The sequence below is a fragment of the Nocardioides sp. AX2bis genome, from assembly GCF_902506435.1.
Taxonomy (GTDB): Bacteria; Actinomycetota; Actinomycetes; order Propionibacteriales; family Nocardioidaceae; genus Nocardioides.
Genome location: NZ_LR733222.1, coordinates 15,662 through 42,530, shown reverse-complemented (window position 1 = coordinate 42,530; position 26,869 = coordinate 15,662). Strand labels below are relative to the sequence as shown.

Here is a 26,869-nt window from a genome sequence, read left to right as displayed (position 1 = left end):
AGGACTTGAAGACCCGGATCACGTCCTCGCGGAACTCCTTGGGGAACGCCTTCGGCATGGTGCACATCCTTCCAGCGTCGACACACATCGACGCAGATCAGATGTCACCGATCCGTGCAGCAGACCCTATCTGTGACTTGACCTGCGAGAACGGCCTAGCGTGCACCCACGGGCAACAACTCGAAACGACGCACTATCGGCCTGGGGGTCAAGGGGTCGCAGGTTCAAATCCTGTCAGCCCCGGACTACCGGATCACGAGATGGTGATCCGACAAGCGAGCTCCCAGGCCTTCGGCGCACGAACCGGCGCAACCATGGCAGGCAGACGCACGGGCTTGGTGCACAACGAGGTGACGCGTCGGACCCACCCTGCACAGAGCAGGCGGTAGGCGTCGCTCGAGACCAACGGGGTCAAGCCAGGACAGCACCCTGGATCGTGAAGCGCCCCGCTCACCTGGACGCTGCGCGCTTCGACGCCACGCGCTCCAGGCTCTGCATGCCGTCGGGCCCCGTCGTCCCCTCCTGACCGCCTCCGTACCGGGCGCCCTCGCCGACGTGCACGCTAGCGGTGAAGGCGAGCATCGTGTCCTCGGTCCAACCCGTGTGGTCGGGGTACTGGATCCGCACAGCACCCTCGGGCTCGCCCGCCGCCGTCCGCGTGGAGATCGTCGTGTAGCCGGAGTCGCCCGTGATCCAGAACGTCCGCCCGTCCAGGTCGACCGTCCGCCCGCCGGGCGGGCGGGCGTCGAACATGATGACCAGCTTGCCCTCAAAGTCGTCGGGGATGTCCGTGGTCGAGCCGTCCTCGGGCGCGATCGTCACGCCGAAGGCGTTCTGGCCCTGGACCGACCACCCCTGCGGCGTCAGGTCGAACCTGTACGGCGTCGCGTCGAACGTCGCGGCAACCAGCTGTACGCCCTCCGCTACCTCCGGTGTCTGCGGCGCTGACGTCGCGCCGTTGCCTGCCGAAGGCCCCGCCGGGGTTTCCTGCCCGATGACGACGACGCTCGCCCCGACTCCGACGACGGCCACCACCGCGAGGCCGGACAGGCCGACGCGGACACGCTGACGAGTGCGGGCGGTGCGCGCGGTGCGGGCCCGGGCAAGGTCGTCAACCGGGTCGGGCGAGGACCGTTCGGTCGAGGCCGCGAGCGCCAGGGCCCGCTTGAGGTCGTGGTCGGTCATGGGGTGTCCTCCAGGATCGGGTGATGGTCGGTGGTGTCGAGGTAGGCCCTGAGGTGAGCGAGGGCGCGGGCGTTCTGGGACTTCACGGTGCCGGTGCTGCAACCGAGGATCCGTGCGGTCTCGGCTACGTCGAGATCAAGCCAGTGCCGCAGCACCACGACCGCGCGCTGCCGCGGGCCGAGCGACGACAGCGCCGCGAGCATCACCTCCCTCAGCTCGAGGTCGGTGCCGGCGGACACCGGATCGCTCGGCAGCGCCTCTGCGGGATCTGCCGAGGTCGACTCACGTCGTCGGTGTGCTCTCCGCGCCTCGTCGATGAAGAGGTGGGTGAGGCTCCTGCGCGCATAGGCCAGCGGGCTGTCGGCGCGTCGCACCCGTGACCACGCCAGGTACAGCTTGGTCAGCGTCGTCTGCACCAGGTCCTCGGCGTGGGCCTCCTCCCCGGCACACAGCAGTGAGGCCGTCCGCATCAGGTCCCTGCGATGAGCACGGGTGAACGCCACGAACTCGGCCGCTTGTTCGTCGTCTCTCACGTTTTCTCCTCTCACCCACCTGACCGGTGCGGGCACCGGTTCGGTTGCGTGCAACCTGCGCGTCGTCCGTCCTGGTGACGTGAGGGCGCGGACGAGCTGCCCTGCTCGACCAGGGTGGAACGGCCGGCGGCAGCCCGTCACGCGCTTCGCGGAGCTGGCGGACCTCGATCCCACGGTCTCGCTGGCGACGCTAGACGACTTCGGGTTCGACCAGCTCCACACGGTCGCACTCACGACCAGCATCCACGTCACGATCGACGGCGACGACCAGCGCAACGACTGGTGTGCCACCACGAGGCTGGGAGTCGGTGCGCTGGTCGATGGCGTCGGGACGTACCCGGTGGGTCTGGCCGGGCTCTCGGCCGGTGAACGTGCGCACCTGCAGTGGGTTCGTGGCGCCTCGGTGCGACTGGTGGTGGACCCGCAGCTGGGCGTCAACGCGTGGGAGCTGGAGCTGGAACGTCCGCTCCGGGTCAACGAGACAGCCGTGGTGGAGTACGCCATCACGCTCCCGCCCACGTCGCACGACTACGTCGAGTACGTCGTCGAGCACCGGGTGCGCGAGCTCATGATCTGGGTCCGTTTTGCGGCTGGGGCGATCCCGAGGGCTGCCGAGGTCTACGACACCTCGAGCGGAGAGGAGCGGCACTCCCCGGTCGATCTCACGGGGCTCAGCACGGCCGCGTTCACCGCGCAGTCCTACGACCCCGGGCGAGCAGGCCTGCGCTGGTTCTGGTGACGGGCACGCCGCTCCGCGGCACCACGCAGGACGTGCCCCGGGCTGACGTCAGGTCGCGGCGCGGACGAGCGGGAACGCGATGGTGACGGTGGTGCCGCTCGTGCTGCTCTGCATGGTGATGGTCCCGTGGTGCGCCTCGACGATGGCGCGACAGATGGCCAGACCGAGTCCGGCCCCCTCGATCTCGCCCGCGATGGCTGCGCGGCCCCGGAACATGCGGTCGAACACGTGGGGCTGCTCGTCGTCGGGGATCCCGGGTCCGCTGTCAGCGACCGAGACGCACAGGTGCTCGTCGGTGGGGTACCACGCCACCACGACCTCCGCGTCCGGCTGAGAGAACTTGCGTGCGTTGCCGAGGATGTTGTCCAGCACCTGGCGCATGCGTCCGAGGTCACCGACGACGAGACAGGCCGCCTGCGGGGGACGGTGGGCCGGCTCCTCGAGCCGGAGGGAGATGGTGGAGCGGTGGGCCGTCACGGTGTGCTCGTCGACCACCTGTCGAGTCAGGCTGACGAGGTCGATCATGTGGTGGGCGATGGCGAGGCGCCCGGCTCCGGACAGGGCGACGGTGAGGAGGTCGGAGACCAGGCCCAGCTCTCGTTGGGCGTTGCGGCGGATCGCGTCGAGCATCTGTCGCGCCTGGTCGCCCAGCTCACCGGGAGGCAGGTCGTCCATGAGCTCGGCGTACCCCACGATCGAGGAGAGGGGGGTGCGCAGCTCGTGGGTGACGTTGGCGAGGACGTCGTCGCGGACCTTCTCGGCCTGTTGCTCCAGCTCCAGGCGCTCGGTGATGTCGCGCACCGTGGCGACGGTCCACAACGGTTCGCCGCCGGACAGGGTGATGGGGGCCAAGGAGATCTCGGCGGGAAAGACATGGCCCCTGCGGTGCTGGGCGCTGAGCTGCAGCAGGCCCATCGGTCGCCGGTTGTAGTCCGTCCTGCGGCGGGGATGGCCCTCGCGGGCGGCGTCCGGGACCAGGGTCTCGACGCGTTCGCCCTCGAGCGTGCCGGGCTCCCACCCGAAGACGTGCCGGACCTGGAGGTTGGCGAGCTGGATGACGCCGTCGGGGTTGACCACCAGCACCGCGTCCGGAACGGCGTCGAGCGCGGCCCGCAGCATGAGCAGCGACTCGTGGCCCGGCCGCGGAGCGGTGAGGCCGCTGTCCCCGGGTTCGGGAGTCTCGACGTGCGCTTCGGTCGACGGAGTCATGAGTCCTCGTCGTGGTGGGGAGCCAGGGCCCCGCGAGCCTAGTGAATGCGGATCAGACCGCTGCACTTCGCCCCGGACGCCCGGGGGAGTGACACCCCGTGCCGATCCCAGGGCGTGCGCGGCCCGGATGCCGCCGGTCGGCGCCTCGTCGGTGGCCCGATCTCGCCACGACGTCGTCGTGCCGCTCACGGTAGGGGCCCGGTTGCGCCATGGTGAAGGCGGACCACCCGTCGGAGCCCACAGGAGAACACCATGACCACCCCCCGCCGCGCCCTCGTCGTCGTCGACGTCCAGCAGGAGTACTTCGACGGGATCCTGCAGATCCAGTCCCCGTCGCGCGAGGAGACCCTGGTCAACGTGGTCGCGGCGCTCGACGCCGCGCAGGAGCGCGACCTGCCCGTCGTCGTCGTGCAGCACGAGCTGCCGGAGGGTGCGCCGGTCTTCGCCGTGGGCAGCGACAGCTGGTCGCTGCACCCGGAGATCGAGCGGCGCCTGGACCCCTCCTGGAAGCGGGCCACGAAGGACAAGGGCAGCGTCTTCGCCGGCACCGACGTGGCGCAGTGGCTGGCCGAGCGGGACGTCGACACCGTCACGATCGTCGGCTACATGACCAACAACTGCGACCTCGCCTCGGCCGTGGGCGCCGAGGAGCTGGGCCTGGCGGCTGAGGTCCTCTCCGACGCCACCGGGGCGATCCACCTCGCGAACGAGGCCGGCCAGGTGTCGGCCGAGGAGCTGCACCAGACCCTCCTCGTGCTGCTGCACTCCAACTTCGCCGCCGTCGCGACCACGGAGGCGTGGGTCGCGGCCGTGACTGCCGGTGAGGCCCTCCCGAAGAGCGACCTCGGCAGCTCCGCGACGCAGGGCCGCGCCGTCTTCGACGCGTGAGCTCCGGCTCGCAAGGGCCGCCACCGGACCCGCCAGGCGGCAGTCTGCAGGCGGCAGGCACGCCCCGGGTCCCGGCCGAGGTGACGTTCTAGGGTGGTCCGTCGACAGAACGTCCACCACACTCCTCGGAGGGCACCCTGAGTACCACCAAGCCTCGTGCTTCCGCCGGTCAGCCGCATGACGACGAGGTGCGCCGGCCGGCGGCCGTCCTGTGGGACATGGACGGCACGCTGATCGACTCGGAGCCGATCTGGATCGCGCAGCAGTTCGCACTGGTCGACCGTCACGGCGGAACGTGGTCGCACCGACAGGGCCTCGAGCTCGTCGGTTCCGACATGCACAAGACCGCGGACGCGATGCGCGCCGCCGGGGTCGTCCTGGAAGACACGGCGATCATCGCGACACTTGAAGCCGGAGTCATGGAAGCACTCGCCAGCAGCGTGCCGTGGCGACCAGGTGTCCTCGAGCTGCTGCGTGACCTGGCGAGCAGTGGGATCGCTGCCGCGATCGTGACGACCTCGTCCCACGAGATGGCAGATCTCGTTGCCTGTAGTGCGCCCGACGGCACGTTCACCTGCATCGTCGGATCCCAGGACGTCAGCCGTTCCAAGCCGCACCCAGAGCCCTACCTCGAGGCAGCGCGACTCCTCGACGTCGGCATCGCCGACTGCGTCGCCATCGAGGACTCGCCCAACGGTCTGGCATCGGCCGTGGCCTCGGGCGCCGTCGCGATCGCAGTGCCGAACGACGCCCCCCTCCCCGCGCCCGGGAGCTGGCATGTCTGGCCGACCCTCCAGGGCCGGATTGTCGCCGACCTGGAAGGCCTGGTGCGCAGCAGGTGACCCCCTCCGCCCTCGCGCGGAGCAACGATCGGCCCGCCGCCCCCACCAGGGGGGCGACGGGCCGTCGAGCGGTGGTCGCGGGGGTCAGCCCACGTGGACCGGTGCGCCCTCGGCGCCGTCGGTGGCCAGCTCGCTGGACTTGACGTTGAGGAACGCCCAGATCGCGGCCGAGCCGAGCGCGATGAGGGCGGCGCCGACCAGGAACGCGGCGGTGGCACCCTCGGTGAAGGACCCGATGTAGGCCAGGCCGTTGGCGCCCTCGGGCGGGATCCCCTGGGCGGTGAGGTCGCGGACCAGGGAGGTCTTGGTGTCGTCGGCCGCGCTCAGCGAGACGGTGCCGAGGATGGCCAGGCCGAGTGCGCCGCCGACCTGCTGCATCGTGTTGAGGACGCCGGAGCCGATCCCGGAGTCCTCGGCACGCAGGTGGTGTACGGCGGTCAGGGTGAGCGGCACGAAGGTCATCCCCATGCCGATCGACATCAGGACGATGAACGGGAAGATCGAGGTCCAGTAGTTGACGTCGGCGCCCAGGAACCCCTCACCGTTCGCGACGGCGAGGAGGTCGGCGGTGCCCGTGGGCACCTCCAGGCGGGAGAAGCCGACCAGGGCGACCGCGGCCATGAGGGTGCCGACCCCGGCGATGAAGCGGGGGGCGACCCGGTTGACCAGGTTGGACGACAGGGCCGCGCCGATCACGATGCCGAACGAGAACGGCAGGAAGGCGAAGCCGGTCTTGAGTGGGCTGTAGCCGATGACCAGCTGGATGAAGAGGCTGAGGAAGTAGAACATCGCGAACATGGCTGCAGGCACGAGAGCCATGACCAGGAAGCTGGTGGCGCGGGTGCGGTTGTTGAAGACGCGCACCGGCAGCAGCGGGTGGGACACCCGGGACTCCACGACCGCGAAGAGGGCGAGCAGCGCGACACCGGCCGCGAGCGAGGCGATCGTCCACGGGTCGCCCCAGCCGTGCTCTGCCTCGCCGGCGCGGCTGAAGCCGTAGACGAGGCCGAGCAGGCCGAGGGTGCCGGTGATGGCACCGGGCACGTCGAGCTGGCCGGGGTGCGACTCGGACTCACGCAGGAAACGGGGGGCCAGGAAGGCGGCGACGAGGCCGATCGGGACGTTGATGAGGAACGTCAGGCGCCAGCCCTCGAGACCGACGATCGGGTCGAGACCGGTGAGCCAACCACCGAGGATGAGGCCGACGGCGGCACCGGCACCAGACATGGCGGCGTACACGGCGAAGGCGCGGTTGCGGGCAGGACCGGCAGGGAACGTGGTGGCGATGAGGGCGAGCGCGGCCGGGGAGGCCAGCGCCGCACCGAGGCCCTGCAGGCCGCGCGAGGCGAGCAGCATGGCCTCGTTCTGCGCGAACCCGCCGATGAAGCTGGCGACCGCGAAGACGACGAGGCCGATCATGAAGACGCGGCGACGGCCGTAGAGGTCGCCGAGGCGGCCACCGAGCAGCAGCAGGCCACCGAACGCCAGGGCGTAGCCGGTGACGATCCAGGTGAGGTTGGCGTCGGCGATGCCGAGGTCCGCGCCGATGAACGGCAGGGCGATGTTGGCGATCGAGGCGTCGAGCACCACCATCAGCTGGGCCATGGAGATCAGGACGAGCGCCCACCCGAGGTGGAGCTCCTTCTCCGGCTTGTCGTCCGAGGTGGGAGCCACCTCGGCGTTGGAAAGGTTGGTCATCAGGAGTCCTTCTGTTCGTGAGAGCGGTGCGAGGCGGGCCCGACGGCGACGGCGGGCAGGATGATCTGGTCGACGACGCGCTCGATGGCGGCGGCGTCGGGGGTCTCCCCGAGGAGGAACTGGCGGTGGAGGACGATTCCGGGCAGGGCGGCCATGACGAGGTCGAGATCGACGTCGTCGCGGATCTCCCCGCGGTCGCGGGCCCGCGTGAAGACCATCAGGCTGAGCGCGGCCTTCGGGCCGATGAAGTCGCGGCGGAAGGCCTCGGCGAAGTCCTGGTCGCGACCGATGGCCGTGATGACGCTGGCCAGGATCGTGGTCTGGCGCTGGTCGGTCAGCCCGCCCATGCCACAGAACATTCCCAGCAGATCGCCGCGCAGGGTGCCGGTGTCGGGGGCCGTCTGCGGCTCCTTCTGCGACTTCAGCGCGTCGATCACCAGGACGGCCTTGCTCGTCCAGCGGCGATAGAGAGTGGCCTTGGACGCGCGAGCGGCCGACGCGACGGCGTCCATGGTGAGGCGGTCGTAGCCGACGTCGGCGAGGACGTCGAGCGTGGCGTCGAGGATCTCCTGTTCCCGGTCCCCCTCGACGCGGGGTCGCTGGGCGGCCTCACTCGCGGGCGATCCGGCAGGGGTGGTCATGATCGTGTGTCCTTGGTCACTCGATGGAACGGTACTGTTTCGTTCCATCAAGACGGTACGGATCGGTTCTATTCCCGTCCAGCCAGACTTCTTCGAACAGCTGATGAACTGTTCGCGCGGGGCCGGTGCGATCCGGCCCGGGCCCAGCGACCCTGGGCCGACGGCCCATCGACCCTCGCCCGACCGGATCGTCGTGCCTACGTTCGTGCTGACCGACGAAAGGGAGAAGCACATGGGTCAGAACGCCGGCGGTGTCGAGATCGCCCTGGACGAGTGCTGGGACCTGGTCGCCCACGAGGAGGTGGGCCGCCTGGCCTACCGGCTGGTCGACGAGATCCACGTCGTCCCCGTCAACCACGTCGTCCGCGACGGCGTCCTGCTGTTCCGCACCTCGGCCGGCAACAAGCTGCTGGCCGCGGCGCTCGGGGAAGCCGTCGCCTTCGAGGTCGACTGGTTCGGACCGCACTCCGCCTGGTCGGTGGAGGTGCGCGGGCAGCTCCGCCGGCTCGAGGACGACGAGCACGAACGGCTCGACGAGACGGTGGCGCTGCCCTGGGTGGACGGTCCACGGTCCGACCTGGTCGCTCTCGAGCCGGCACACGTGAGCGGGCGTCGTTTCAAGCTCCGACGAGGCCGGGGCGCCGCCCTGCCGGTGTGACCAGGGAGGGCCCGTGGAGGTCCCACCATCGTCAGTCTGCCCAGCTGGGGCGGGGTCTACAGCATGCGGCCTTGGACGTCCCACCCCTCGCGAGTGGCCTCGCGCAACGCGGTCATCCTGCGGAAGCCGACCGCGTGGTCGCTGCGGAAGTTCGCAACCTTCAGCCAGAAGCCGTCCTCGTGGTCCCGCACGGACGCGAAGTAGGCATCGACGTCGACGTGGGTGCCGACGTGCTTGCCGGCGAGCACGGAGACCATGCCGAGGGCACCGTCCGGCGCCAGGTAGCAGCCGACCCGGTCAGCGGTGTACTCCTGGGCGCGGCTGACGCTCTGGCCCAGCTGCAGCAGCATCGACACCGGCCGCAGGACGGCCCTCCAGACGCTGACGTGACCGCAGTGGATGTGCCCCAGCTCGTGGCCGAGGATGAAACGTACGGTGTCGAAGTCTCCGTTGAGGTAGGCCACGTCCAGCAGGTCGCTGTAGATGACCACGTACCCGCGGCGGATGCGGCACTTGGTGGCGTAGGCGTTCATCGTGCCGTTGCCGTTCACGACGTAGAGGCGGGGCAGCTTCGCCATCCCCTCGCCCTCCGGGCTCATCCCGAGCTGCGCGCCGAGGTCCTGGAACATCTCGTGCAGGCGCGGCAGCTGGTCCGAGGTGACCTCGACGCCGTTGCTGATCGTCGTCCAGTAGGTGAGCCGCATGATGACCAGGGCGGTGAGGACCGGCGCCACGGCCGCGGCCACCACCGCCGAGACCAACCAGCTGGGTTCGTCGATCCCCAGGATGGCCAGGGCGAGGACGAGCGCGATGGCAGCGGCGGAGGCAGCCCCGGCGACCACCAGCATCGGCAGCTCGGAGCGGTGACGGAGCCGGCTGACGGGCGGAGGCCCGGACGTGGGCGTCGGGCCGGCCTGCAGTGTGGGCTTCGCGCGTAGGTCCGTCATGGCGGCTCTCCTGGTCGCGGCGACCTCGGCGATCACCGATCGTTCCAGGGTGATCCGGCGTCCATGAGGCGTCCAGGGGCCATCGGTCCGCCGGCATCTGGTTCTTTGGTCCTAGTCGCGAGGGCCCGCCGTGGAGGTGCACCCCGGCGGCCGGGGGAGCCGGGACTTCGGGCCTCTGGTCGAGAGGGTCGCCGGTTCCTACCGTGGATTGCAGGACCGGTCTTCCCGGAGGTGCGCCATGATCGTCAGACCCCGCCCGTCCATCGCCGTCGCCCTCACCGTGGCGTACCTGGCCATCATGGCCGTCACGTGGCGCGTGCTCGGCGTCGACTACACCGAGGTCGGGGACTCCACGGACACGGTGGTGCGGGGGATCGTGATCCCGGTCGCGCTGGCCTCGGTCTTCCTCGCCGTCGCGACGACCAAGCTGGGCTGGTGGAGGCCGGCGCTCCGCGAGGACCTGAGGGCGCCGCGCTGGGTGTGGCTTGTGCCGGCGCTCATGGTCCTGCCCGGTGTCGGCTCGGTCCTGGGTGGTCTCGAGGCCGCTGATCGATCGAGGAGCTTCCTGGTCGCACTGGGCCTCGGCTGCCTGCTCGTCGGGTTCGGCGAGGAGCTGCTGACCCGCGGCACGGGCCTGGTCGGTCTGCGGGGGCGGTTCGGGGAAGCCGCGTCGTGGTTCTTCAGCTGTCTGCTCTTCGGCCTCCTGCACGCGGTGAACGCGCTCTTCGGGCAGGGAGTCGGCTCGACCGTGCAACAGGTCGTCGTCGCCTTCTTGGCCGGCTCCGTGCTCTACCTGACCCGACGTGTCTCGGGGACGCTGATCCTCGGCATGCTCCTGCACGCCTGGATCGACTTCACCACGCTCGCGTTCTCCGACGGGTCCGTCGAGAGCGGGTCCGCCTGGTCGGCCCTCGGTCTCATCCAGTGGGTGGCCTTCATCCTGGCGATCGCCGGTGTGGCAGTCGTGCTCCGCGGCGGTCGCCGGGACTCCGGCCTAACGCGCGCTGACGGCTCGACAACGATCCGACGGGTGCGCTGAGACCGGGGCATGAAGGATCAGCGTCGACGCACGTCGATCCGGGCCGTCATCCAGGGGTGCACCATGCACTCGAACAGGTGGGTCCCCACGCTCATCCCCGCGGTCGGGAGCGTGCCGGAGCCGCCCGCCGGTAGCGCGGTGCGTGCGTCCCCGAAGGCGGCACCACAGTCAGCCGCCGGGGCGCCCGACAGCCCCATCAGGTCGTTGATGGCGGACACGCAGCCGGGGCCGAAGCTGGAGACCTCGGTGAACGTGTGGAACTCACCGCCGGTGTTCGTGATGTGCAGGCCATGTCCTCGGCGCACGTGCGTGTCGTCGGAGTGCATCCGCCACTTCCCGTCCGGTCGCCCGGCGAGCAGGCTGGACACCAGCTCGCTGAACGTGGTGTCGCCGTCTCCTCCACAGGCGCCGCCACCGAGAGCGGCCTCGAAGCTCACCTGCTCGCAGTCGTCCTGCATCTGGATGCGGTCGTCGGAGGACACGCCGCTCGCGGTCGCCGGGGCCGAGACGGACAGCGAGGCAGCCACCAGGGCGGCGCCCGCCAGCGCGGTCAGTGGACGCTTCATGGGTACTCCCGGTGGCTCGACGGTGGAGGGCGTCTCCACCATTCGCCGCCCACCTTGCGACAACCTTGTCCAGGTCCCCGGGGTGGATCCGTGGTCCTGCACTGCTCCCCGACGGGGTCGCACCAGAGACGTCAGCGGGCCGCCGAGCCGGCCCCGACCTGCTGCTCGGCACGTTCCTGGCGGGCGAACCAGGCGACGGCAACGAGATGACGACGAGAACAGGCCATGCGGTCAGGCTCCGGGCGCGATCCGGCCCGGGAGCCTCGCGACGAAGGTCGCGCCGCCCAGCTCGGAGATCCCGGCCAGCTCCAGCTCGCCACCGGCGCTCCGGGCGACGCGCCGGGCCAGGGGAAGCCCCAGCCCGCTGCTGTCGTGCGTCGAGAACCCGGGCTGGAAGATGGCCGCGGCCGAGGCGGGCGGGACGCCGGGCCCGTCGTCGGAGACGTGCACCAGCACGAGGCTGCCGGAGGCCTCCACCGTCACCTCGACGTGGTCCGCGACCCGCGCCGCGTTGCTGATCACGGGCGTGAGGACCCGTACGGCGAGCTCGTGCGGGAGGTCCAGGACCGTTCCCGCGGGGACGTCCCGGCGCAGGGCGACGCCGACCGCCAGGTGGTCGGCGACGTCGTCGAGCACCCCGGTCAGGGAGCAGCCGGTGGCGTCGCTGACGTGGTCGGTGCGGGCCAGGTCGAGCAGGCTGCTCACGGTGGCCCCCATGTCGCGACAGGTCTTCTGGATCTGCTCGAGGTCGTGGCGCAGCTCGGCGTCGAGGTCGGTCCGCATCGCCATCAGGTCGGCGGTGGCCTGGATCGTGGTCAGCGGGGTGCGCAGCTCGTGGGCCAGCTCCGCGCTGAGCCTCTGTTCGGCGCGGATGGTCGAACGGACCCGGTCCAGCAGGCCGTCGAGCGTGCCGCCGAGCGCACGGATCTCGTTGCCGGGTGGTCCGAGGTCGAAGCGTCGGTCGAGGTCGTGGGCGCTCCAGTCTGCCGCCGTCGCCGCCATCCGGGCGACGGGTGCGAGCGCGCGGCGGCTGGCCCACGCCGCGAGGAGGGTGGCCAGGACGACGATGACCGCCCCGGCGCCGAGGGAGACCAGCAGGGCCATGCGCTCGTCGTTCTCGTACGGTCCGAGCGGCTCGGCGAGGACGACCACGCCCGGCGCACCGGCGGCCGTGGTGAAGGGCCGGGCCAGCACTGCGTAGGTGTCGTCGACCTCCCGGGACTGCGGGTCCGCGGTGGTGGAGAGGTCGGAGAAGACGTCCTGCTGGGCCGGGGGGACGTTGCCCGCGACGAGGGCCCCGGACTGGTCGTAGACCGCGACGCCCGGGTCCAGGACGGCGTCGGGCACCACCACGCCCGCCGCGGCCGGGGCCGTGTCGGCCGCGTCCACGACCACCTCGGCGCGGTCCTGCAGCACGCGGTCGATCGCGCTGGCGGCCGCCCCGGACAGGACCACCTGCACGACCACGACGAGGGCGAGCGCCACCAGCGACCCGAGGACGGCGGTGGAGACGACCAGCTGACGGCGGAACGTGCCGGCGTCCGAGCCGTCGTCACGGCGCCAGCTCCACCGTCGGCGCGCGACGGGCTCGGGTGGCGGTCCGTGGGTGCTCACGCGACGCGGTATCCGACGCCTCGTACGGTCTCGATCCCGGTGGGGGAGTCGATGGAGTCGAGCTTCGTGCGGATGCGGCGGATGAAGCTGTCGACGGTGTTCTCGGCGACGACCGACCCGTCGGGCCAGGCAGCGGCGACGACGGTGCGGCGGCGGACGACCTGGCCCGGGCGGGACGTGATGGCGGCGAGCATCCGGAACTCGGTCGGCGTGAGCAGGACCTCCCCGGTCGCGGTCCGTGCGGCGTGGGCGACGGGGTCCAGGACCAGCCCGTCGGACGGGCCGTACGCCCGGGGCCCGCGGGCGGCGAGGACCTCGACGCGGGCGAGGAGCTCGCGCAGGTCGAAGGGCTTGACCATGTAGTCGTCGCCCCCGGAGGCGAAGCCCTGCAGCTTGTCCTGGGTGGCGCCCAGCGCGGTGAGGAAGAGGACGGGGGCGTGCTGACCGGCGGACTTCAGCGCCTGCACGACGTCGCGGCCGTCAGTGTCGGGCAGCCCGACGTCCATCACGACCACCTCGACCGCGCTGTCGGTGCCGAGCAGGCGCAGCGCCTCGGCGCCGTCGTGCGCGGCCACCACGTCGTGACCGCCGGCGCGCAGCCCGCGGACGAGCACCGACCGGATGCCCTCGTCGTCCTCGCAGACCCCCACCGTCGCCACGGGGTCAGTCTCCCGTGGACGAGGGCGCCGCGCTGACCTGGTCCGACCAGACGGCCTTCGCGCCGGAGTCGCCGACCCGGTAGACCTGGACCGCGCAGGCCAGGGAGGCGAGGACGGCCAGGACGGCCACTGCGGTGGTAGCGCGCGCGGGGGTGCGGCTGCTCGTGCTTTCTGTCCCGTCAGCGGTGCGGGAGCGGTCGCGACGGGCGAGGACCACCAGGACCAGGGAGAGGACGAGCACGGGCAGGGCGAACCAGAGCAGCTGGTCGCCCAGCGCGGCGTGCTCACCGGGGTCGCCGACCCGCTTCTCGAGCGCCTCGCCGCTCGACGTGGCGACCGGGACCAGGGCGGTGGCGACGGCCGCCACCGCGACGACCAGCGGACCGTACGAGATCCGCCAGGCCGGCCGGACCGCGAGGGCGATGGTGCCGAGGATCGCCAGGGGGAGGAGGACCACGACGGCGTGGACCACGAGCGGGTGGACGGGCAGGCCGTTGATCAGGTCGAACACGGTGAGGCTCCTTCAGACGATGGTGTGGGGGCCAGGATCGCCCGCCGGACCTGCCACCAACCTGACTATGGTCGCCACCTGCTCGGGCCGACCCCGGTGTCGGAGGTGACGGTGGCTCCACCTGGCACCCACCACCTCTCGGATGACGTACCTTGTCGCGACCCGCACCGGAGATCCGACGAAGAGGCACACCCATGACTGACGTGATTTTCGCGAACGGCCGGGTCTTCGACGGCCTCCGCTACCACCATGACGGCGCGGTGGGGGTACGCGGGAAGATCATCTACTCGATCGGCCCCCTCGACCAGGTGCGCGACGAGATGGCGACCGGCGGCGGTCGGGTCGAGGAGCTCGACGCCCGGGGCGGCCTGGTGATGCCGGCGTTCCACGATGCGCACATCCACCCGCTGATCGGTGGGCTCGAGATGCGCAACGGCCTGCTCACCGACTGCGAGGACGCGGACGCGTGCCTGCAGTCCATCGCCACCGCGGTGGCAGCGCAGGACGACCGTGACGGGCGGGACGACGGTGCCTGGTTCCGCGCCGGCGGGTGGTCCTTGGAGCACTTCGACCACGCGACCGGACCGACGGCGGCGACCCTGGACAAGATCGTCTCCCACCGGCCGGCGTTCCTGCCCAGCAACGACCACCACAACGCCTGGGTCAACACCCGCGCGCTGGAGCTCGCGGGCATCGATCGCAACACCCCCGACCCCATGGACGGCTGGATCGAGCGGGACCAGGACGGCAACCCGACGGGCACGCTGCGGGAGGCCGCCGCCGAGCTCGTCCACCGACTGGTCGACACCACGCGCGCTGAGAAGCGCGACGCGCTCCGGGAGGCCCAGGCGCACCTGCAGTCGTGGGGGATCGTGGGGTGGCAGGACGCGCTGGTGGGCGGGTACGCCGGGATCGACGACCCCACCCAGGCCTATCTCGACCTGGCGGAGGCGGGAGAGCTGACCTCGCGGGTCCGGCTGGCGCTGTGGTGGGACCGCCACCGGGGCGTGGAACAGCTCGAGGACCTCCAGGCCGAGCGCGAGCGCCTCGCGGAGGCGGGGCTGGACGCGGGATCGGTCAAGCTGATGGTCGACGGCGTCTCGGAGACCTTCACCATGGCGGTCGACGAGCCGTACCTCGGTGGCGCGCGCTGTCCGTGCTCCGGTGGTGATCGGGGGATCACCTTCCTCCCACCGGACCAGCTCGACGAGGCCGTCGTCGCGCTGGATGCCGCCGGCTTCCAGGCGCACTTCCACGCACTGGGCGACCGGGCCGTCCGGACCTCCCTCGACGCCATCGCCGCCGCGCGGCGGCGGAACGGTTACAGCGCTCAACGCCACCAGCTGGCCCACCTGCAGCTGGTGGCACCTCGGGACCGGGCCCGGTTCCAGCACCTCAACGCGATCGCCAACGTCGAGGGGATGTGGGCGCGCTACAACACGCCTGCGGTGCAGATGCTCGAGCCCTACCTCGACCAGGAGCGTCTGGACTGGCAGTACCCCTTCCGCGACATCGTCGACAGCGGCGCCCTGGTGGCGGGGGGCTCGGACTGGCCGATCAACCCGCCCGAGCCGATGGAGGGGATCCACACCCTGGTGAACCGCTCCTCGCGCCGGACCGACGAGAGCGACGAGGAGCCGCCCATGCGCGACGACCAGGGCCTCACCCTGAGCCAGGCGCTGCAGGCGTACACCAGCGGTGCCGCCCACGCCAACCACCAGGACGACTCGGGGAACCTGCGGGTCGGGTCCTCGGCCGACATCGTGGTGCTGGACCGGGACCCCTTCGACCTCCACGAGGACCACATCGGCTCCGCAGACCCGGTCACGGCCTGGGCACGAGGGGCCGAGGTCTACCGCCGGGACGAGTAGGGCGCCGGCTCGGCGAACGCGGCGGACGGAGGGGGGACGACCGCCGTTGACTAGGGTGCCGAGCATGTTCGCCGGTCCTGACCCCCGTCGCCTCGCCCGATCACTGCTGACGGCACTGCTCGGCCTGGTCGTCCTGCTGGCGCCCTCGCAGCAGGTCGCCTCGGCCCAGCCCGAGCCGAGGACGGCACCACCGGTCTTCGTGGCGCTCGACGAGGTGGACCCGACGATCCTGCACGACATCCGGTACACGACGAAGCACAACTTCGTCGGCCGACGCATCCACGCCTACCGAGACCCGCTCTGCATCCTGACCAGGCCCGCGGCCGAGGCGCTGGCGCAGGCGCAGGACGCAGCGCTGGCGAGGGGCTACTCGCTCAAGGTCTACGACTGCTACCGGCCGCAGACCGCGGTCGACGACTTCGTCGGGTGGGCCGAGCGGCTGCGCGACGACCGGATGAAGGCCGAGTTCTACCCCGACGTGGAGAAGTCGGCGCTGTTCGAGGACGGCTACATCGCCGCGAGGTCGGGGCACAGCCGGGGGAGCACCGTCGACCTCACGCTCGTGGAGCTGCCCGCCGTCCGGCAGCCGCGGTGGCGCCCGAGCGACGGCCTCGTGCCGTGCTACGCGCCGTACGAGGAGCGCTTCCCCGACAGCTCCGTGGACATGGGCACCGGGTACGACTGCTTCGACACGCTCTCGAACACCCTCGACCCACGCGTGCAGGGGGAGGCCCGGGACAACCGGCTCCTGCTGAAGTCGCTGCTCGAGAACGCCGGATTCACCAACTACGCCAACGAGTGGTGGCACTACACCTTCGCCGCCGAGCCGTTCACGGACCGGTACTTCGACTTCCCCGCGGCGCGGCGCGCGCTGGGCTGACCTCCCGACATGACTGCACTCGACGCCCCGGTCCCCGACGCGCCTGCCCCGGTGCGATCCCGGAGGACCCTTCTCCAGCTGGTCGTCTTCGCGGCCGTGGGCGCCGCCTTCAACGTCCTCTACGCCCTGCTGTACCTGCTGTTCCGGGAAGGCCTGGAGGCCCAGCCGGCCAACGCCCTGGCGCTGGTGCTCTCGACGATCGCCGGCACCTGGGGGCACCGACGGGTCACCTTCAGGGTCCGCGGCCGCCGGCGGACGGTGCGCCACCAGGTCCTCGGGCTGGCGCTGCTGGCCTTCAGCCTCGCGGTGACGGCCGGGTCCCTGGCCCTGCTCCAGGTCAGCGACCCCGACCCGTCGAGGACGGCCGAGATCCTGGTCCTGGCCGCCGCGAACCTCGGGGTCGGGCTGATCAGGTTCGGCCTGTTCCGGGCCGTGATGGTGCCCACGACACCCCGACCCGACGCCCTCTGAATGGTGTCGAGCCCACCTCGGCGTGCTTGGCTGTGCGCACGACGCCGAACGGGCGCGATCGAGAGGTAACCACCGACATGACCGCGACGCACGTCGCCGAGGAGCCGCTGCGCCTGCGCGCCGCGGGCTGGGCCCTGCACGCCTACACCGCCAGCGGCACGGCGATCGCCTTCCTGGCCCTCGCCGCCGCCGTCGGCGGGGACGAGGTCGCCGCCCTGTGGTGGCTGCTGCTGGCCCTGCTGATCGACGGCACCGACGGCATGCTGGCTCGCCGGCTCCGCGTCAAGGAGGTCATCCCGAACTTCGACGGGGCGCGCCTCGACGACGTCGTCGACTACATCACCTACTGCTTCGCGCCGGTCTTCCTGCTCTGGTACGGCGGCTACCTGCCCGAGGGGAGCCTCGGCACCCTGGTGGCGGTGCTGCCGCTGCTGGCGTCCAGCTACCAGTTCTGCCGGACCGACGCCAAGACCGAGGACCACTTCTTCCTGGGCTTCCCGAGCTACTGGAACGTCGTGGCGTTCTACGTCATCGTGCTCGACGTCTCGTCCGGCGTGACGTCGGCGCTCCTGCTGGCCTGCGTGGTGCTGGTCTTCGTGCCGATCAAGTACATCTACCCCTCCCGGACGGCCACCGCGCGCGGCCTGAACCTCTCCCTCGCCGGGGCCTGGCTGGTCACCTACGCCGTGCTGCTGCTGCAGTTCCCGGACCCGAGCGTCGTCGTCGTCGCCCTGTCGCTGCTGTACGTCGGCTACTACCTCGCCGCGAGCGTCGTCCTGACCCTCCGGCGCTGAGGCGCCCACGTCATGACACCCAACGGCGCGGGGCGACGTACTGCCCACGGGCTCGCCGCAGCGACCCTCGTCGCCGTCCTGGCGACGGGCCTTGCCGGGTGCGGTGCGGGCCAACCCGACGGGTCGGCGGGGGAGCCGGACGCCGTCGAGGCGACGCCGCGGTCGCTGGTCGCGGCGGTCGAGGAGCACCTCGGTCGCCCCGCCGCCATCGCGGCCCCGTTGTACGCCGGTGACTTCTACGGCTCCGAGAAGCCGCCGCGCGGAACCCTGGCGGTCGAGGTCGCCTTCGACGAGGAGGTCGGGGACAACAGCCACCTCCAGCTGCTGGTCATCGGCGGCCCCAGCAGGTACAGCCGGTCCGGGTGCGAGCCCGGTGACGAGCCGGAGCCGTGCGTCCAGGACACGACGGACGACGGCGACGAACGGGTCCTGACCTGGGAGCAGGCGGCCGTCGAGTCGGACCCCGGGGTGATCTTCGCGATGGCCAAGCGTGACGGGGGTGCCGTGGTGGCTCGGTACCAGGGGCAGGAGGTGCCCGAGAGTCTCGCCGGCTCCGACCTGGAGCCCCTCGCGGACGCGATGCTCGCGCTGGTCGCCGACCCGGCCGTCGGGTTCCGCACCTCGCAGGCGTACGCCGACGCGGGCGGCGCGGTCAGCGACGCGGTGATGCTCGACTGGTACGGCCAGGGCAACGGGGCGCCGCCCCCGGCCGGGTTCGACCCCTCCGGGTCATGAGGTCGGCGACTGGACCACCTGGGGGCGGTAGCCCTCGATGATGGCGTTGAACTCGTCCCGCTCCCGCTGCGGGACGCCCAGGAACATCAGCGTCGCGGAGATCTCCATCGCCACCGCGTCGAAGCCGGCCGCGTCGATGGCGAGGCCGTCGTGGGCGGCGACCATGTCACGGCCGGGGTAGCAGGTCGGCCCACCGGCGGCCTCGATCGACCAGGCGGTCACGAGGAACTTGTACCCCGGCCCGTTGGCGGCGTCACCGTGGTGGGCGTGCACGCCGGGATTGGCGTTGACCAGGGCGTTCGCGAACAACCGGTCGACCAGCACGTCGACCGCTCCGGCGATGGCGTACGCCCCGCCGAGACGCTCGTAGAGCGAGGCGTCGTCGGGGACCAGGTCGGCCGCCTCGGCGAGGTCGCCGACCTCGGCGTCGGGCTCGATGATCTGGGTCATGGCACGTTCCCTTCGGTTGTCCTACGGGTCTCCCGCGGGGTGCGGGACGGACGTCTGGGGGTGCTGAGCTCGCCGGACAGCGCGCGGAGGCGCTCGCGCAGGTCGGCCAGGTCGTCGCGGGCCAGCCCGGTCGCGCAGGCGACCTCGGCCTGGACGCGTGCGGCCGCCGCCTCGAGGTCGCGACCCTGCTCGGTCAGCTCGACCACCACCTCGCGGCGGTCGGTGCCGCGGCGCCGGTGGACCAGGCCCGCGGTCTCCAGGCGCTCGGCCAGCGGCGTCACCGCGTGGGAGTCGAGCTCGAGGCGGCGCGCTATCCCACCGACCGTGGAGGGCCCGTCCTGCCACAGCGTGAGCATCACCAGGTACTGCGGGTAGGTGAGGTCGATCGCCTCGAGCAGGGGCCCGTAGCGGCGCGTGATCGCGTGGGTCGCGGCGTACAGGGCGAAGCAGAGCTGGTCGTCGAGGCGGAGGTCCATCGCGCCGGCCTGCCCCATGCTCGCCCCCGTGTGTGATGTGCGTTACATCCGGGGGTCAATCCATCACGCGTGACACATCGGGGTCAAGAGCGGCCCTGTCGCCGGCCCTGCCCCTCGTCCGGGCCGGTCGTGAGGTGGCGACGCGCCGACGTCAACAGCGGCAGCACCACGAGCGCCATCCCCACCACGCCGTAGAGGACCAGCAGCGGGGAGGGGGAGCTCGTCACCGGAGATGCCCAGCCAGGCCTCGGCCGGCAGCTTCCCCAGGTCGAGGACGTGGACGACGTCCACCGCGCGGTTCTCCCGGGCGGCCTGGGCGAGACCCCACTCGACGGCCCGGGTCGAGTGCTCGCTGGCCTCGTAGGCCACGACGACGGACCCGGGGGCGACGGTTGCTGTCATGCCACCAGCCTGCGCCGCGCGGGCCGGCGCGGCCAGGACCGGTGGTCCCCCCGCGAGGGACTTGCGGCCTCTCAGGCCCGGAGGTCCCGTCGGCGGAGCGCCGGCAGGGCCGCGAGCAGGACGAGGCCGCCGACCAGGACGAGCCAGGCGAAGCTGCCGGGCACCCGGGGCGTCAGCGGACCGGCGCGCAGCGCCTGGTCGTACGGCGTCCAGGCGGCCACGTCCGCGAGAGCGTCGACCACGAGGGCGGCGACGTACAGGACGTAGCTCCCGACCGCCACGACGGTGGCGGTGGCCAGGGCCACGGCGCGGCGGCCGGAGGCGGCGCCCACGGCGAGGGCCAGGAGTCCGAGCTCGCCACCCAGCAGGACCAGGGCCAGCGCGCCGACGGCGGCCCGGGCCGGTCCCACCCCGGTGCCGAAGATGCCCGACGTCACCGTGGTGACCACGGCGACGACGAGCCCGAGGGTCGCCAGCGCGAGGAGCAGCGCCGCCGCCTTGGCCGTGCAGACGGCGGCGCGCGAGAGCGGGGAGGCCAGCACGGGTCCGAGTGCGCCGGACTCCTCCTCGCCTGCGAAGGTGCGCGTTCCCCAGGTGACGGCGAAGGCGATGAAGAGCCCGGGCAGCACCAGGGAGAACAGCTCGGCCTCGAGGAACCCGGGTCCGGTGCTCATCGCGTCCAGCCCGAACGCCTCGGTCAACGCCTCCGGGTAGCCGGCGAGCAGGTCGTCGAGGCGTGGCATGTCGCGGACGGTGGGCCACAGGGCGGACTCCAGCAGCACGATCGCGGACACGCCGGTGGCCCACGCCGCGACCGGGCGGCGCAGGTCCGTGAGGCTCCGGGCGAGCACGGCCGCCCAGCCGCTGGTCACCTGCACTCCCCGGTCGGGGGGTAGAACGAGGCGAAGACCTCGGCCAGGTCGGGTTCGTGGGTGCGTAGCCGCTCGATCCCGTGCGGGGCGGCGCGCCGGAGCAGGTCGGCGGTCGACCCCGTCACCTCGACGGAGGCGGTGCGTCCCGTGACGTCGACGTGGCGCACCCCCTGAGCGGTGCGCAGCGCGTCCAGCGGCACCGCGTCGGTGAAGGTCAGCTCGAGGCGGCGGCCGGCGGTGGCGAGCAGCCGGGCGACGTCGTCGACGGCGACCAGCCGGCCGTCGCGGATGATCGCGACGGTGTCGGCGACCGCCTCCACCTCCGACATCACGTGGGAGGACAGCAGCACCCCGGCGCCACGGTCGCGGGCCTCGCGGAGCAGGGCGAGGAACTCGTGCTGGACCAGGGGGTCCAGACCGGCGGTCGGCTCGTCCAGGACGAGCAGGTCCGGTGCGTGCATCATCGCCTGGACGATGCCGACCTTCTGCCGGTTCCCGTGGGAGAGGGTGCCGATCCGTCGGTCGGGGTCCAGGCGGAGCCGTTCGCACAGCGTGGTGGTCGTCCGCGCGTCGAACGGTGGGCGCAGGCGGGCCAGGTAGGAGAGGTAGTCGGTCGCCGTCATCGACGGGTAGGCGACGAAGTCGCCGGGCAGGTAGCCGACGCGGGCCCGGGTGGCACCCTGCGAGGGCCGGCCGCCGCCGAGGAGGCGAACCTCACCGCTGGAGGGCCGGAGCAGGCCCAGGGCGATCCGCATGGTGGTGGTCTTCCCGGCGCCGTTCGGGCCGAGGTAGCCGACCACGCTGCCGCGGGCGACGGTGAGGTCGATGCCGTCGAGGACGACCCGTCGACCGAACCGGCGGGTCAGCGACCGGGTCTCCAGCGCGGGACCGCACGGTGCGCGCGTGACGCGCGGGGCGCCGCGGTCGTGCTCACCCACGCTCGCCCGGAACGCTCGCCTCGGGCACCACGAGGACCGGGCACCGGGCGTTCTCGAGGACAGCGGTCGTGGTCGAGGCCACGAGCAGGCGGTGCCAGGCACCGTGACGCCGACGCCCGACGACGACGAGGTCCCAGGGGCGGGAGCGGTTGCCGACGACCTGGGCGACCAGGCCGTGCTCGACCCGGACGGTGAGAGGGACGTCGGGGTGCTTCTCGGCCACGCCGGCCAGGTGGTCGAGCAGCGCCTGACGGCCGCGCTCGGCCTCCTGGACCTCCTCCACCTCCGGGACCCAGGAGCTCCCGGCGTAGGCGGCGACCAGGTCCTGGATGCAGTGCACCGCGGTCAGCGGCAGTCCGCGCAGCGAGGCCTGGGCGAAGGCCTGCTCGACCACCGGCAGCGACTCGGCGGTGCCGTCGACGCCGACGAGGACCCCGGCGCCCTCCGACGCGGCGAGGCGGCTGTCCGACGGGGGCCGCACGACGACCACGGGGCAGTCGGCACGGCGGGTGACGGCGGCCGCGACCGAGCCCAGCAGGAGGCTGCCGACCGGTCCCCGGCCGTGGGAGCCGAGCACCACCAGGTGGGCGGACGCGGAGAGCTCGACGAGACCCTGCCGGGTCTCCCGCTCGATCACGTGCCCGTCGACCTCGAGCCCGGGATGATGCTCTCGAGCGATCGCGACGAGGGCCTCCATGTCGGTCACCGCCTGCTCGCGCAGGTCGTGCAGCACCTGCAGCCCGGCGCCGGAGGTCGCGATCCAGGCGGCCGACTGGACCTCCGTCACGTTCAGCAGGCGGACCACGGCGACGGGACGGCGCTCCAGCGCGGCCTGCTCGAGACCCCAGGCCAGGGCCTCGGCGGAGTGTCCGCTGCTGTCGTGGGCGATGACGACGGAACCTGCGGTGACGGGGGAGGAGGACATACGCCGACGGTGCCCCGGGCGGCTTCCGGCGGGTACGGTCCTCGTCCCCGGACCGGGGGGACCTGTGTCCCGTCCTGCCGGTTGCGCAGTGCCGTGGTGGGGACGCGCAGCCGGCCGGCCCCGGAGACACCGGAGGACCCGCACGCGGACGACCTTCGACCCTGACCAGCGGGCGGGGCCGGGACCAGGCTCGAGGCGAGCCGTGCCCGACCGGGCGCGGCCGGACGGAGAGGGACGCCCATGAGCGACATCGACCGGGACCCGAGCGACATGATGGACCAGGGTCAGGGCTTCAGCGGGTACGGGGGCTACGACGGCTCCGGGATGATGGACGGGGGCGGCTGGATGATCGGATTCGGCGTGCTGACGCTCGTCCTGCTGCTGCTCGCGCTCGCCGCGGTCGCGACGCACCTGGTGCTGCACGCCACCGGCCGGCTGGGCGCGGGTGCGTCGAGCGGGTCCGCGTCGCACGGGACCGACGCCCGTACGGTGCTGGACGCCCGGTTGGCCCGGGGCGAGGTCAGCGCCGAGGAGTACTCGTCCACGCGCGCGCTCCTGGACGCGTGAGGGCGACCCGTGCACCGCGACGGCGGGCCACGACCACCGCGGTGGTCGTGGCCCGCAGGACCCTCCGCGTGGGTCCGGTTCAGGCGGGGGCCGGTCCCGCGCCCACCACCGGCGACGGCTCGACCTCACCGGTGTCCAGCCGGAACGGCGGGTACTGGTCGGTCATCAGCGCGGCGTAGGCCACGACCCGGGCGCACCAGCGGTCCAGACCCACGACCAGGTCGAAGATCCCGCGGGGTAGGTGCCGGTGAAGAGCAGGACCACCACGCCGACCAGGACGAGCACGCCGATCAGGCCGCCGGTCTGGGGTCCGCCGCCCGTGCCGGAGCCTCCTGCCCAGAGCACCCCGCTCGTGAGGATGCCGACCACGACGTACTGCGGGATCGCGAGGAGCCACCACTTCACCAGGACGAGGCCGCGTGAGAGGTGCTCGGGGTAGTCGACCTCGAGGCTGGCCGGGTAGTCGGTGGCGAGCAGGGTGAACGGCGGGTACCGGTCGGTCCCGGCGGCGCTGCCGGTGTAGAACGCGACGCGCCAGGTCCATCGCAGGACCCCCACGTTGAAGGTGAACAGCGAGCGCGGGTAGCGGCCGGTGACGAGGATGGCGACGCCGGCCACCGCGGTCAGGACGGTGAAGGCGATCCAGAGGAACACCAGCACGACGTAGTGGGGCAGGGCCAGGAGCCACTTGACCAACCACATCCAGCGGCTGAGCTGCGGGTCGAGGTGGCCCTCGAGGTGGACGGGGGAGGCGGTCATCGTGTGCTCCTGGTGGTCGTGGTGGACCTCGAGCGTGGCCGTGGGGAACCGGGCCGGTCAGGGCCGTCGGTCGACGACCGGCAGGACCAGTGGTCCAGGACCGGCCACCTGCAGGCCGGCCGACCAACCGGGTGCGCGGGTGCCGGTGGGAGGGCGCACGGCTGTCAGGTCGTGCCCGCTGAGTGCCAGCAGCCAGGCGGTCAACGAGTTCGAGCACCACATGTCGCCGGTCCCCAGCTCGTCGCGACCCCAGGTCAGCGCGGGGAAGCGGGGGACCAGCGCCAGGAGCCGGAGCGCGACGGCCCGGTCCTCGCTCAGGCACCGGGCGCCGCCGATGGCCGTGACGGCGTCGGCCACCGTCCCGCCGGGCCAGCGGTGGACCTCGTAGCGCAGCAGCCGGCTGACCCCGCCCCAGGGGACCCCGACCGGGCCCCGGACCACGACCTCGCGCCCCGGCCTGGACGGGCTCCAGTCGGGCGTCATCTCGACGACCACCGGGGTGCCGTCGACGGTCAGCCGTAGCGCTGTGTGGACCAGGGCGCGTCGGGGCCGGTGGCAGCGGCGGGCCGCGGCTGCCTCGTACGCCCGGCCGCTGAGCCGGACCAGGGCCGATCCCGGCCCCGCGCCGAGGGGGAGCCACAGCAGCTCGACCGCGGAGGTGGGTCCGGGCGGCGGGGTGTCACGCGACGACGCCGCCGAACGCGCGGCCGATGGCGTAGGTCAGCGCCAGGCCCGCAGCGCCACCCACGACGACCCGCACCACGGCGACCCGCGCCCGGCTGCCGCCGATCCGGGAGCTGAGCACGCCGGTGAGCGCGAGGGCCAGCAGCACGGCGACGACCGTGACCGGTACCCGCACACCGGCCGGGGGCAGCATGATGGCCAGCAGCGGCAGCAGGGCGCCGATGGTGAAGGCGATCGCCGAGGCCGCCGAGGCGTGCCAGGGGCTGGTGAGCTCGTCGGGGTCGAGATGGAGCTCGGCGTCGGCGTGCGCGGCCAGCGCGTCGTGGGCGGTGAGCTCGGCTGCGACGGTCATCGCCGTCGCGGGGCTCAGGCCCTTGGCGCGATAGATCCCCGCGAGCTCGGCAAGCTCCTCCTCGGGCATCTCGGCCAGCTCGCGGCGCTCCAGCGCCAGCTGCGAGTCCTCGCTGTCGCGCTGGCTGCTCACCGAGATGAACTCGCCGAGCGCCATCGACACGGCCCCGGCGACGAGGCCGGCCAGCCCGGCGGTGAAGATCGCGCCGCGCGACGAGGTCGCACCCGCCACGCCGACGACCAGGCCGGCGGTCGAGACGATGCCGTCGTTGGCGCCGAGCACGCCGGCGCGCAGCCAGTTCAACCGCGGCGCCATCGCGGTGCGGTGCGGCTCACCCAGGTGCGGCGGGCGCGTGCGGGGGCCCATCACCCGCCGGACGCGCTCGGGACGTCACCCCAGGCGGCGCGAGCGCCGGAGTCGCCGACCCGGTAGACCTGGACGCCGCAGGCGACGGCGGCGAGCACGGCCACCGCCGCGACGGCGGTGAGCTGCTTGCTGGTCGCGGTGCCGGCTCCGGCATCGCCGCTGCTGCGGCGTGCCGCGCGTTCTGCTCGCCAGTGCAGCCCGACCAGCAGGGCCGAGGTCAGCAGGAGCGCCAGCGCGAACCACAGCAGCTGCTCACCGAGCTCGGCGTGCTCGCCCGGGTCGCCCACGCGCTCCTCGAGCGACTCCCCGCTCGAGGTCGAGATCGGCACGAGGACCGTCGCCACGAGGGCGGTGGCCACGACGAGCACGCCGTAGCGGGTGCGCCAGCGCGGCACCACGGCGATCAGCACCGTGCCCAGGATGGCGAGGGGCAGCAGCACCACGACACCGTGCACGACGAGGGGGTGCCAGGGCAGACCGTTGATGGTGTCGAACACAGGGGATCCTTCGGTCGGTGGGGGGTGACGCGGTCCGTCAGAGTGTGACGGGGAACGACGCCGGCACAGGCGCGAACTCGAAGACCAGGCGAGCGGGCACGCGACCCGAGAGCACCTCGGCCATCGCCTCGTTGACGTCCTCCAGGTCGCGCGTCTCGGCGATGACCCGGGTGAGACCGGCGGCGTGCAGCGCGAAGACCTCCACCAGGTCCTGGCGCGTGCCCACGATCGAACCGAGGATGCTCAGACCCTTCACCACCGTCTCGAAGATCGGGACCTGCATCGTGCCGGCGTCGGCCGGCATGGCGACGCAGACGAGCCGTCCGCCGCGGCGCAGCGAGGCGAAGGCCTGCTCGAAGACCTCGGGGGAGGCGGCCAGCACGACGGCCACGTCGAGGCCACCGAGCCCCTGCAGGGCGGCCACCGGGTCCTCCTGGGCGGCGTCGACGGCGTGGGTGGCGCCGAGCTCGAGGGCGAGGGCGAGCTTCTCCGGCTCGATGTCGACCGCGGCCACGGTGGCCCCCAGGATGCGCGCGTACTGGACGGCGAGGTGGCCGAGGCCGCCGATGCCGAAGACGCCGACCAGCTCGGTCGGAGCGACGCGGGCGACCTTCATCGCCTTGTAGGTCGTCACGCCCGCGCAGGTCAGCGGGGCGGCGTCGAGCGACGACACGCCGTCGGGGACGGGGACGACGTAGGTGGCGTCGGCCACGGCGTACTCGGCGAAGGCGCCGTCGACCGAGTAGCCGCTGTTCTGCTGCGCGGTGCAGAGGGTCTCGCGACCGTCCACGCAGTAGCGGCAGGCGCCGCAGGCCGACCCCAGCCAGGCGATGGCCACACGCTCTCCCACCCAGCGGTCGCGGACGCCGGCGCCGAGCTGCTCCACGAGGCCGACACCCTCGTGGCCCGGGACGAACGGGAGACCGGGCTGGACCGGCCAGTCACCGCCGGCGGCGTGGATGTCGGTGTGGCAGAGCCCGCACGTCTCGAGCCGGACGAGCACCTGGCCGGGCGCGGGCGCCGGCACCTCGCGGTCGAGGATCTGGAGCGGTGCGGAGAACGCGGTGACGACGGCTGCCTTCATGGCAGGACCTCTTCTGT

32 protein-coding genes and 1 pseudogene are annotated in these 26,869 nt (G+C 72.3%); 11 read left to right on the top strand and 22 right to left on the bottom strand.

What is annotated here, in order from left to right; all coding sequences use genetic code 11:
• Nucleotides 1-450: 450 nt before the first annotated feature.
• Both GV155_RS19570 and GV155_RS19565 read right to left on the bottom strand, forming a co-directional pair.
• Complete coding sequence (locus GV155_RS19570; protein WP_160011852.1) at nucleotides 451-1,185, bottom strand: hypothetical protein; 735 nt, start codon at nucleotides 1,183-1,185, stop codon at nucleotides 451-453.
• Nucleotides 1,182-1,718 carry a SigE family RNA polymerase sigma factor gene (locus GV155_RS19565; protein WP_268892626.1) on the bottom strand — a complete coding sequence of 179 codons (537 nt, stop codon included), beginning with the start codon at nucleotides 1,716-1,718 and terminating at the stop codon, nucleotides 1,182-1,184. Before GV155_RS19565 ends, GV155_RS19570 begins: the two co-directional genes overlap by 4 nt.
• Before the next feature lie 79 nt (nucleotides 1,719-1,797).
• On the opposite strand from GV155_RS19565, the gene GV155_RS20920 reads away from it, so the two are divergent.
• A complete protein-coding gene (locus GV155_RS20920) occupies nucleotides 1,798-2,457 on the top strand; it encodes a hypothetical protein (RefSeq protein WP_236554529.1) in 660 nt (219 codons plus the stop codon).
• A gap of 48 nt (nucleotides 2,458-2,505) precedes the next feature.
• Here GV155_RS20920 and GV155_RS19555 read toward each other — a convergent pair whose 3' ends face one another.
• Complete coding sequence (locus GV155_RS19555; protein ID WP_160011848.1) at nucleotides 2,506-3,666, bottom strand: sensor histidine kinase; 1,161 nt, start codon at nucleotides 3,664-3,666, stop codon at nucleotides 2,506-2,508.
• Nucleotides 3,667-3,918: 252 nt separating this feature from the next.
• Between GV155_RS19555 and GV155_RS19550 the strand changes: the two genes are divergently transcribed.
• Complete coding sequence (locus GV155_RS19550) at nucleotides 3,919-4,554, top strand: isochorismatase family protein (protein WP_160011846.1); 636 nt, start codon at nucleotides 3,919-3,921, stop codon at nucleotides 4,552-4,554.
• 188 nt (nucleotides 4,555-4,742) lie between these two features.
• Nucleotides 4,743-5,396: an HAD family hydrolase gene (locus tag GV155_RS19545; protein WP_328820829.1), complete on the top strand. Its 654-nt coding sequence runs from the start codon at nucleotides 4,743-4,745 to the stop codon at nucleotides 5,394-5,396.
• A gap of 84 nt (nucleotides 5,397-5,480) precedes the next feature.
• Here GV155_RS19545 and GV155_RS19540 read toward each other — a convergent pair whose 3' ends face one another.
• Nucleotides 5,481-7,094, bottom strand: coding sequence for an MFS transporter (locus GV155_RS19540; RefSeq protein ID WP_160011842.1), 1,614 nt, complete (start codon nucleotides 7,092-7,094; stop codon nucleotides 5,481-5,483).
• Nucleotides 7,094-7,969 (bottom strand): TetR/AcrR family transcriptional regulator, encoded by an 876-nt coding sequence (locus GV155_RS19535; RefSeq protein ID WP_236554528.1) that lies wholly within the window; start codon nucleotides 7,967-7,969, stop codon nucleotides 7,094-7,096. The genes GV155_RS19540 and GV155_RS19535 overlap by 1 nt, the downstream gene beginning before the upstream one ends.
• Between GV155_RS19535 and GV155_RS19530 the strand changes: the two genes are divergently transcribed.
• On the top strand, nucleotides 7,968-8,393 hold the full coding sequence (locus GV155_RS19530; protein ID WP_160011840.1) for a pyridoxamine 5'-phosphate oxidase family protein: 426 nt from the start codon (nucleotides 7,968-7,970) through the stop codon (nucleotides 8,391-8,393). The genes GV155_RS19535 and GV155_RS19530 overlap by 2 nt on opposite strands.
• Nucleotides 8,394-8,449: 56 nt before the next feature.
• Here the strand turns inward: GV155_RS19530 and GV155_RS19525 are convergent, their stop codons facing one another.
• Nucleotides 8,450-9,340, bottom strand: a complete 891-nt coding sequence (locus GV155_RS19525; protein WP_160011838.1) for a M48 family metallopeptidase — start codon at nucleotides 9,338-9,340, stop codon at nucleotides 8,450-8,452.
• Between the two features lie 238 nt (nucleotides 9,341-9,578).
• On the opposite strand from GV155_RS19525, the gene GV155_RS19520 reads away from it, so the two are divergent.
• The gene (locus GV155_RS19520; protein ID WP_160011836.1) at nucleotides 9,579-10,379 is read left to right on the top strand and encodes a CPBP family intramembrane glutamic endopeptidase; all 801 of its coding nucleotides are present in this window, start codon (nucleotides 9,579-9,581) and stop codon (nucleotides 10,377-10,379) included.
• Nucleotides 10,380-10,396: 17 nt separating this feature from the next.
• Here the strand turns inward: GV155_RS19520 and GV155_RS19515 are convergent, their stop codons facing one another.
• From GV155_RS19515 to GV155_RS19500, 4 genes are all read right to left on the bottom strand, one after another.
• Nucleotides 10,397-10,945, bottom strand: coding sequence for a hypothetical protein (locus GV155_RS19515; protein WP_160011834.1), 549 nt, complete (start codon nucleotides 10,943-10,945; stop codon nucleotides 10,397-10,399).
• 231 nt (nucleotides 10,946-11,176) lie between these two features.
• Nucleotides 11,177-12,559 carry a sensor histidine kinase gene (locus GV155_RS19510; protein WP_160011832.1) on the bottom strand — a complete coding sequence of 461 codons (1,383 nt, stop codon included), beginning with the start codon at nucleotides 12,557-12,559 and terminating at the stop codon, nucleotides 11,177-11,179.
• On the bottom strand, nucleotides 12,556-13,218 hold the full coding sequence (locus tag GV155_RS19505; RefSeq protein WP_160011830.1) for a response regulator transcription factor: 663 nt from the start codon (nucleotides 13,216-13,218) through the stop codon (nucleotides 12,556-12,558). The genes GV155_RS19510 and GV155_RS19505 overlap by 4 nt, the downstream gene beginning before the upstream one ends.
• Nucleotides 13,219-13,222: 4 nt before the next feature.
• Complete coding sequence (locus GV155_RS19500) at nucleotides 13,223-13,729, bottom strand: DUF2231 domain-containing protein (RefSeq protein ID WP_160011828.1); 507 nt, start codon at nucleotides 13,727-13,729, stop codon at nucleotides 13,223-13,225.
• 194 nt (nucleotides 13,730-13,923) lie between these two features.
• Here GV155_RS19500 and GV155_RS19495 point away from each other — a divergent pair, with 194 nt between their 5' ends.
• The 5 genes from GV155_RS19495 (at nucleotide 13,924) to GV155_RS19475 (ending at nucleotide 18,480) form a co-directional block, all read left to right on the top strand.
• The gene (locus GV155_RS19495; RefSeq protein WP_160011826.1) at nucleotides 13,924-15,600 is read left to right on the top strand and encodes an amidohydrolase; all 1,677 of its coding nucleotides are present in this window, start codon (nucleotides 13,924-13,926) and stop codon (nucleotides 15,598-15,600) included.
• Between the two features lie 64 nt (nucleotides 15,601-15,664).
• A complete protein-coding gene (locus GV155_RS19490; protein ID WP_160011824.1) occupies nucleotides 15,665-16,480 on the top strand; it encodes a M15 family metallopeptidase in 816 nt (271 codons plus the stop codon).
• Nucleotides 16,481-16,489: 9 nt separating this feature from the next.
• Complete coding sequence (locus GV155_RS19485; RefSeq protein WP_160011822.1) at nucleotides 16,490-16,951, top strand: GtrA family protein; 462 nt, start codon at nucleotides 16,490-16,492, stop codon at nucleotides 16,949-16,951.
• A gap of 77 nt (nucleotides 16,952-17,028) precedes the next feature.
• On the top strand, nucleotides 17,029-17,745 hold the full coding sequence (locus tag GV155_RS19480; protein ID WP_160011820.1) for a CDP-alcohol phosphatidyltransferase family protein: 717 nt from the start codon (nucleotides 17,029-17,031) through the stop codon (nucleotides 17,743-17,745).
• Between the two features lie 12 nt (nucleotides 17,746-17,757).
• Nucleotides 17,758-18,480 (top strand): hypothetical protein, encoded by a 723-nt coding sequence (locus GV155_RS19475; protein WP_160011818.1) that lies wholly within the window; start codon nucleotides 17,758-17,760, stop codon nucleotides 18,478-18,480.
• On the opposite strand, the gene GV155_RS19470 is transcribed toward GV155_RS19475, so the two are convergent.
• The 7 genes and pseudogenes from GV155_RS19470 to GV155_RS19445 form a co-directional block, all read right to left on the bottom strand.
• Nucleotides 18,475-18,930, bottom strand: a complete 456-nt coding sequence (locus GV155_RS19470; RefSeq protein WP_160011816.1) for a group I truncated hemoglobin — start codon at nucleotides 18,928-18,930, stop codon at nucleotides 18,475-18,477. The two genes, GV155_RS19475 and GV155_RS19470, sit on opposite strands and share 6 nt — an antisense overlap.
• Nucleotides 18,927-19,406, bottom strand: coding sequence for a MarR family winged helix-turn-helix transcriptional regulator (locus GV155_RS19465; protein ID WP_160011814.1), 480 nt, complete (start codon nucleotides 19,404-19,406; stop codon nucleotides 18,927-18,929). The genes GV155_RS19470 and GV155_RS19465 overlap by 4 nt, the downstream gene beginning before the upstream one ends.
• Nucleotides 19,407-19,489: 83 nt before the next feature.
• Complete coding sequence (locus tag GV155_RS20915; RefSeq protein ID WP_236554527.1) at nucleotides 19,490-19,633, bottom strand: hypothetical protein; 144 nt, start codon at nucleotides 19,631-19,633, stop codon at nucleotides 19,490-19,492.
• 40 nt (nucleotides 19,634-19,673) lie between these two features.
• Nucleotides 19,674-19,808 (bottom strand): annotated as a pseudogene (locus tag GV155_RS21170) (universal stress protein); the annotation flags it as partial.
• 71 nt (nucleotides 19,809-19,879) lie between these two features.
• Nucleotides 19,880-20,680 (bottom strand): ABC transporter permease subunit, encoded by an 801-nt coding sequence (locus tag GV155_RS19455; RefSeq protein WP_160011810.1) that lies wholly within the window; start codon nucleotides 20,678-20,680, stop codon nucleotides 19,880-19,882.
• Nucleotides 20,677-21,618, bottom strand: coding sequence for an ABC transporter ATP-binding protein (locus GV155_RS19450; protein ID WP_201300379.1), 942 nt, complete (start codon nucleotides 21,616-21,618; stop codon nucleotides 20,677-20,679). Before GV155_RS19450 ends, GV155_RS19455 begins: the two co-directional genes overlap by 4 nt.
• Nucleotides 21,611-22,543: a universal stress protein gene (locus GV155_RS19445; protein WP_160011808.1), complete on the bottom strand. Its 933-nt coding sequence runs from the start codon at nucleotides 22,541-22,543 to the stop codon at nucleotides 21,611-21,613. Before GV155_RS19445 ends, GV155_RS19450 begins: the two co-directional genes overlap by 8 nt.
• 240 nt (nucleotides 22,544-22,783) lie before the next feature.
• Between GV155_RS19445 and GV155_RS19440 the strand changes: the two genes are divergently transcribed.
• A complete protein-coding gene (locus GV155_RS19440) occupies nucleotides 22,784-23,110 on the top strand; it encodes a hypothetical protein (protein ID WP_201300378.1) in 327 nt (108 codons plus the stop codon).
• Nucleotides 23,111-23,275: 165 nt separating this feature from the next.
• Here GV155_RS19440 and GV155_RS19435 read toward each other — a convergent pair whose 3' ends face one another.
• The 5 genes from GV155_RS19435 to GV155_RS19415 form a co-directional block, all read right to left on the bottom strand.
• Complete coding sequence (locus GV155_RS19435; RefSeq protein WP_236554526.1) at nucleotides 23,276-23,869, bottom strand: DUF4389 domain-containing protein; 594 nt, start codon at nucleotides 23,867-23,869, stop codon at nucleotides 23,276-23,278.
• Nucleotides 23,870-23,926: 57 nt separating this feature from the next.
• Nucleotides 23,927-24,364 carry a hypothetical protein gene (locus GV155_RS19430; protein ID WP_236554525.1) on the bottom strand — a complete coding sequence of 146 codons (438 nt, stop codon included), beginning with the start codon at nucleotides 24,362-24,364 and terminating at the stop codon, nucleotides 23,927-23,929.
• A gap of 184 nt (nucleotides 24,365-24,548) precedes the next feature.
• Nucleotides 24,549-25,220 (bottom strand): VIT1/CCC1 transporter family protein, encoded by a 672-nt coding sequence (locus GV155_RS19425; protein WP_328820828.1) that lies wholly within the window; start codon nucleotides 25,218-25,220, stop codon nucleotides 24,549-24,551.
• A gap of 50 nt (nucleotides 25,221-25,270) precedes the next feature.
• A complete protein-coding gene (locus tag GV155_RS19420) occupies nucleotides 25,271-25,768 on the bottom strand; it encodes a DUF2231 domain-containing protein (protein WP_160011804.1) in 498 nt (165 codons plus the stop codon).
• A gap of 37 nt (nucleotides 25,769-25,805) precedes the next feature.
• Nucleotides 25,806-26,852, bottom strand: a complete 1,047-nt coding sequence (locus tag GV155_RS19415) for a zinc-dependent alcohol dehydrogenase (RefSeq protein WP_160011802.1) — start codon at nucleotides 26,850-26,852, stop codon at nucleotides 25,806-25,808.
• Nucleotides 26,853-26,869: the final 17 nt, after the last annotated feature.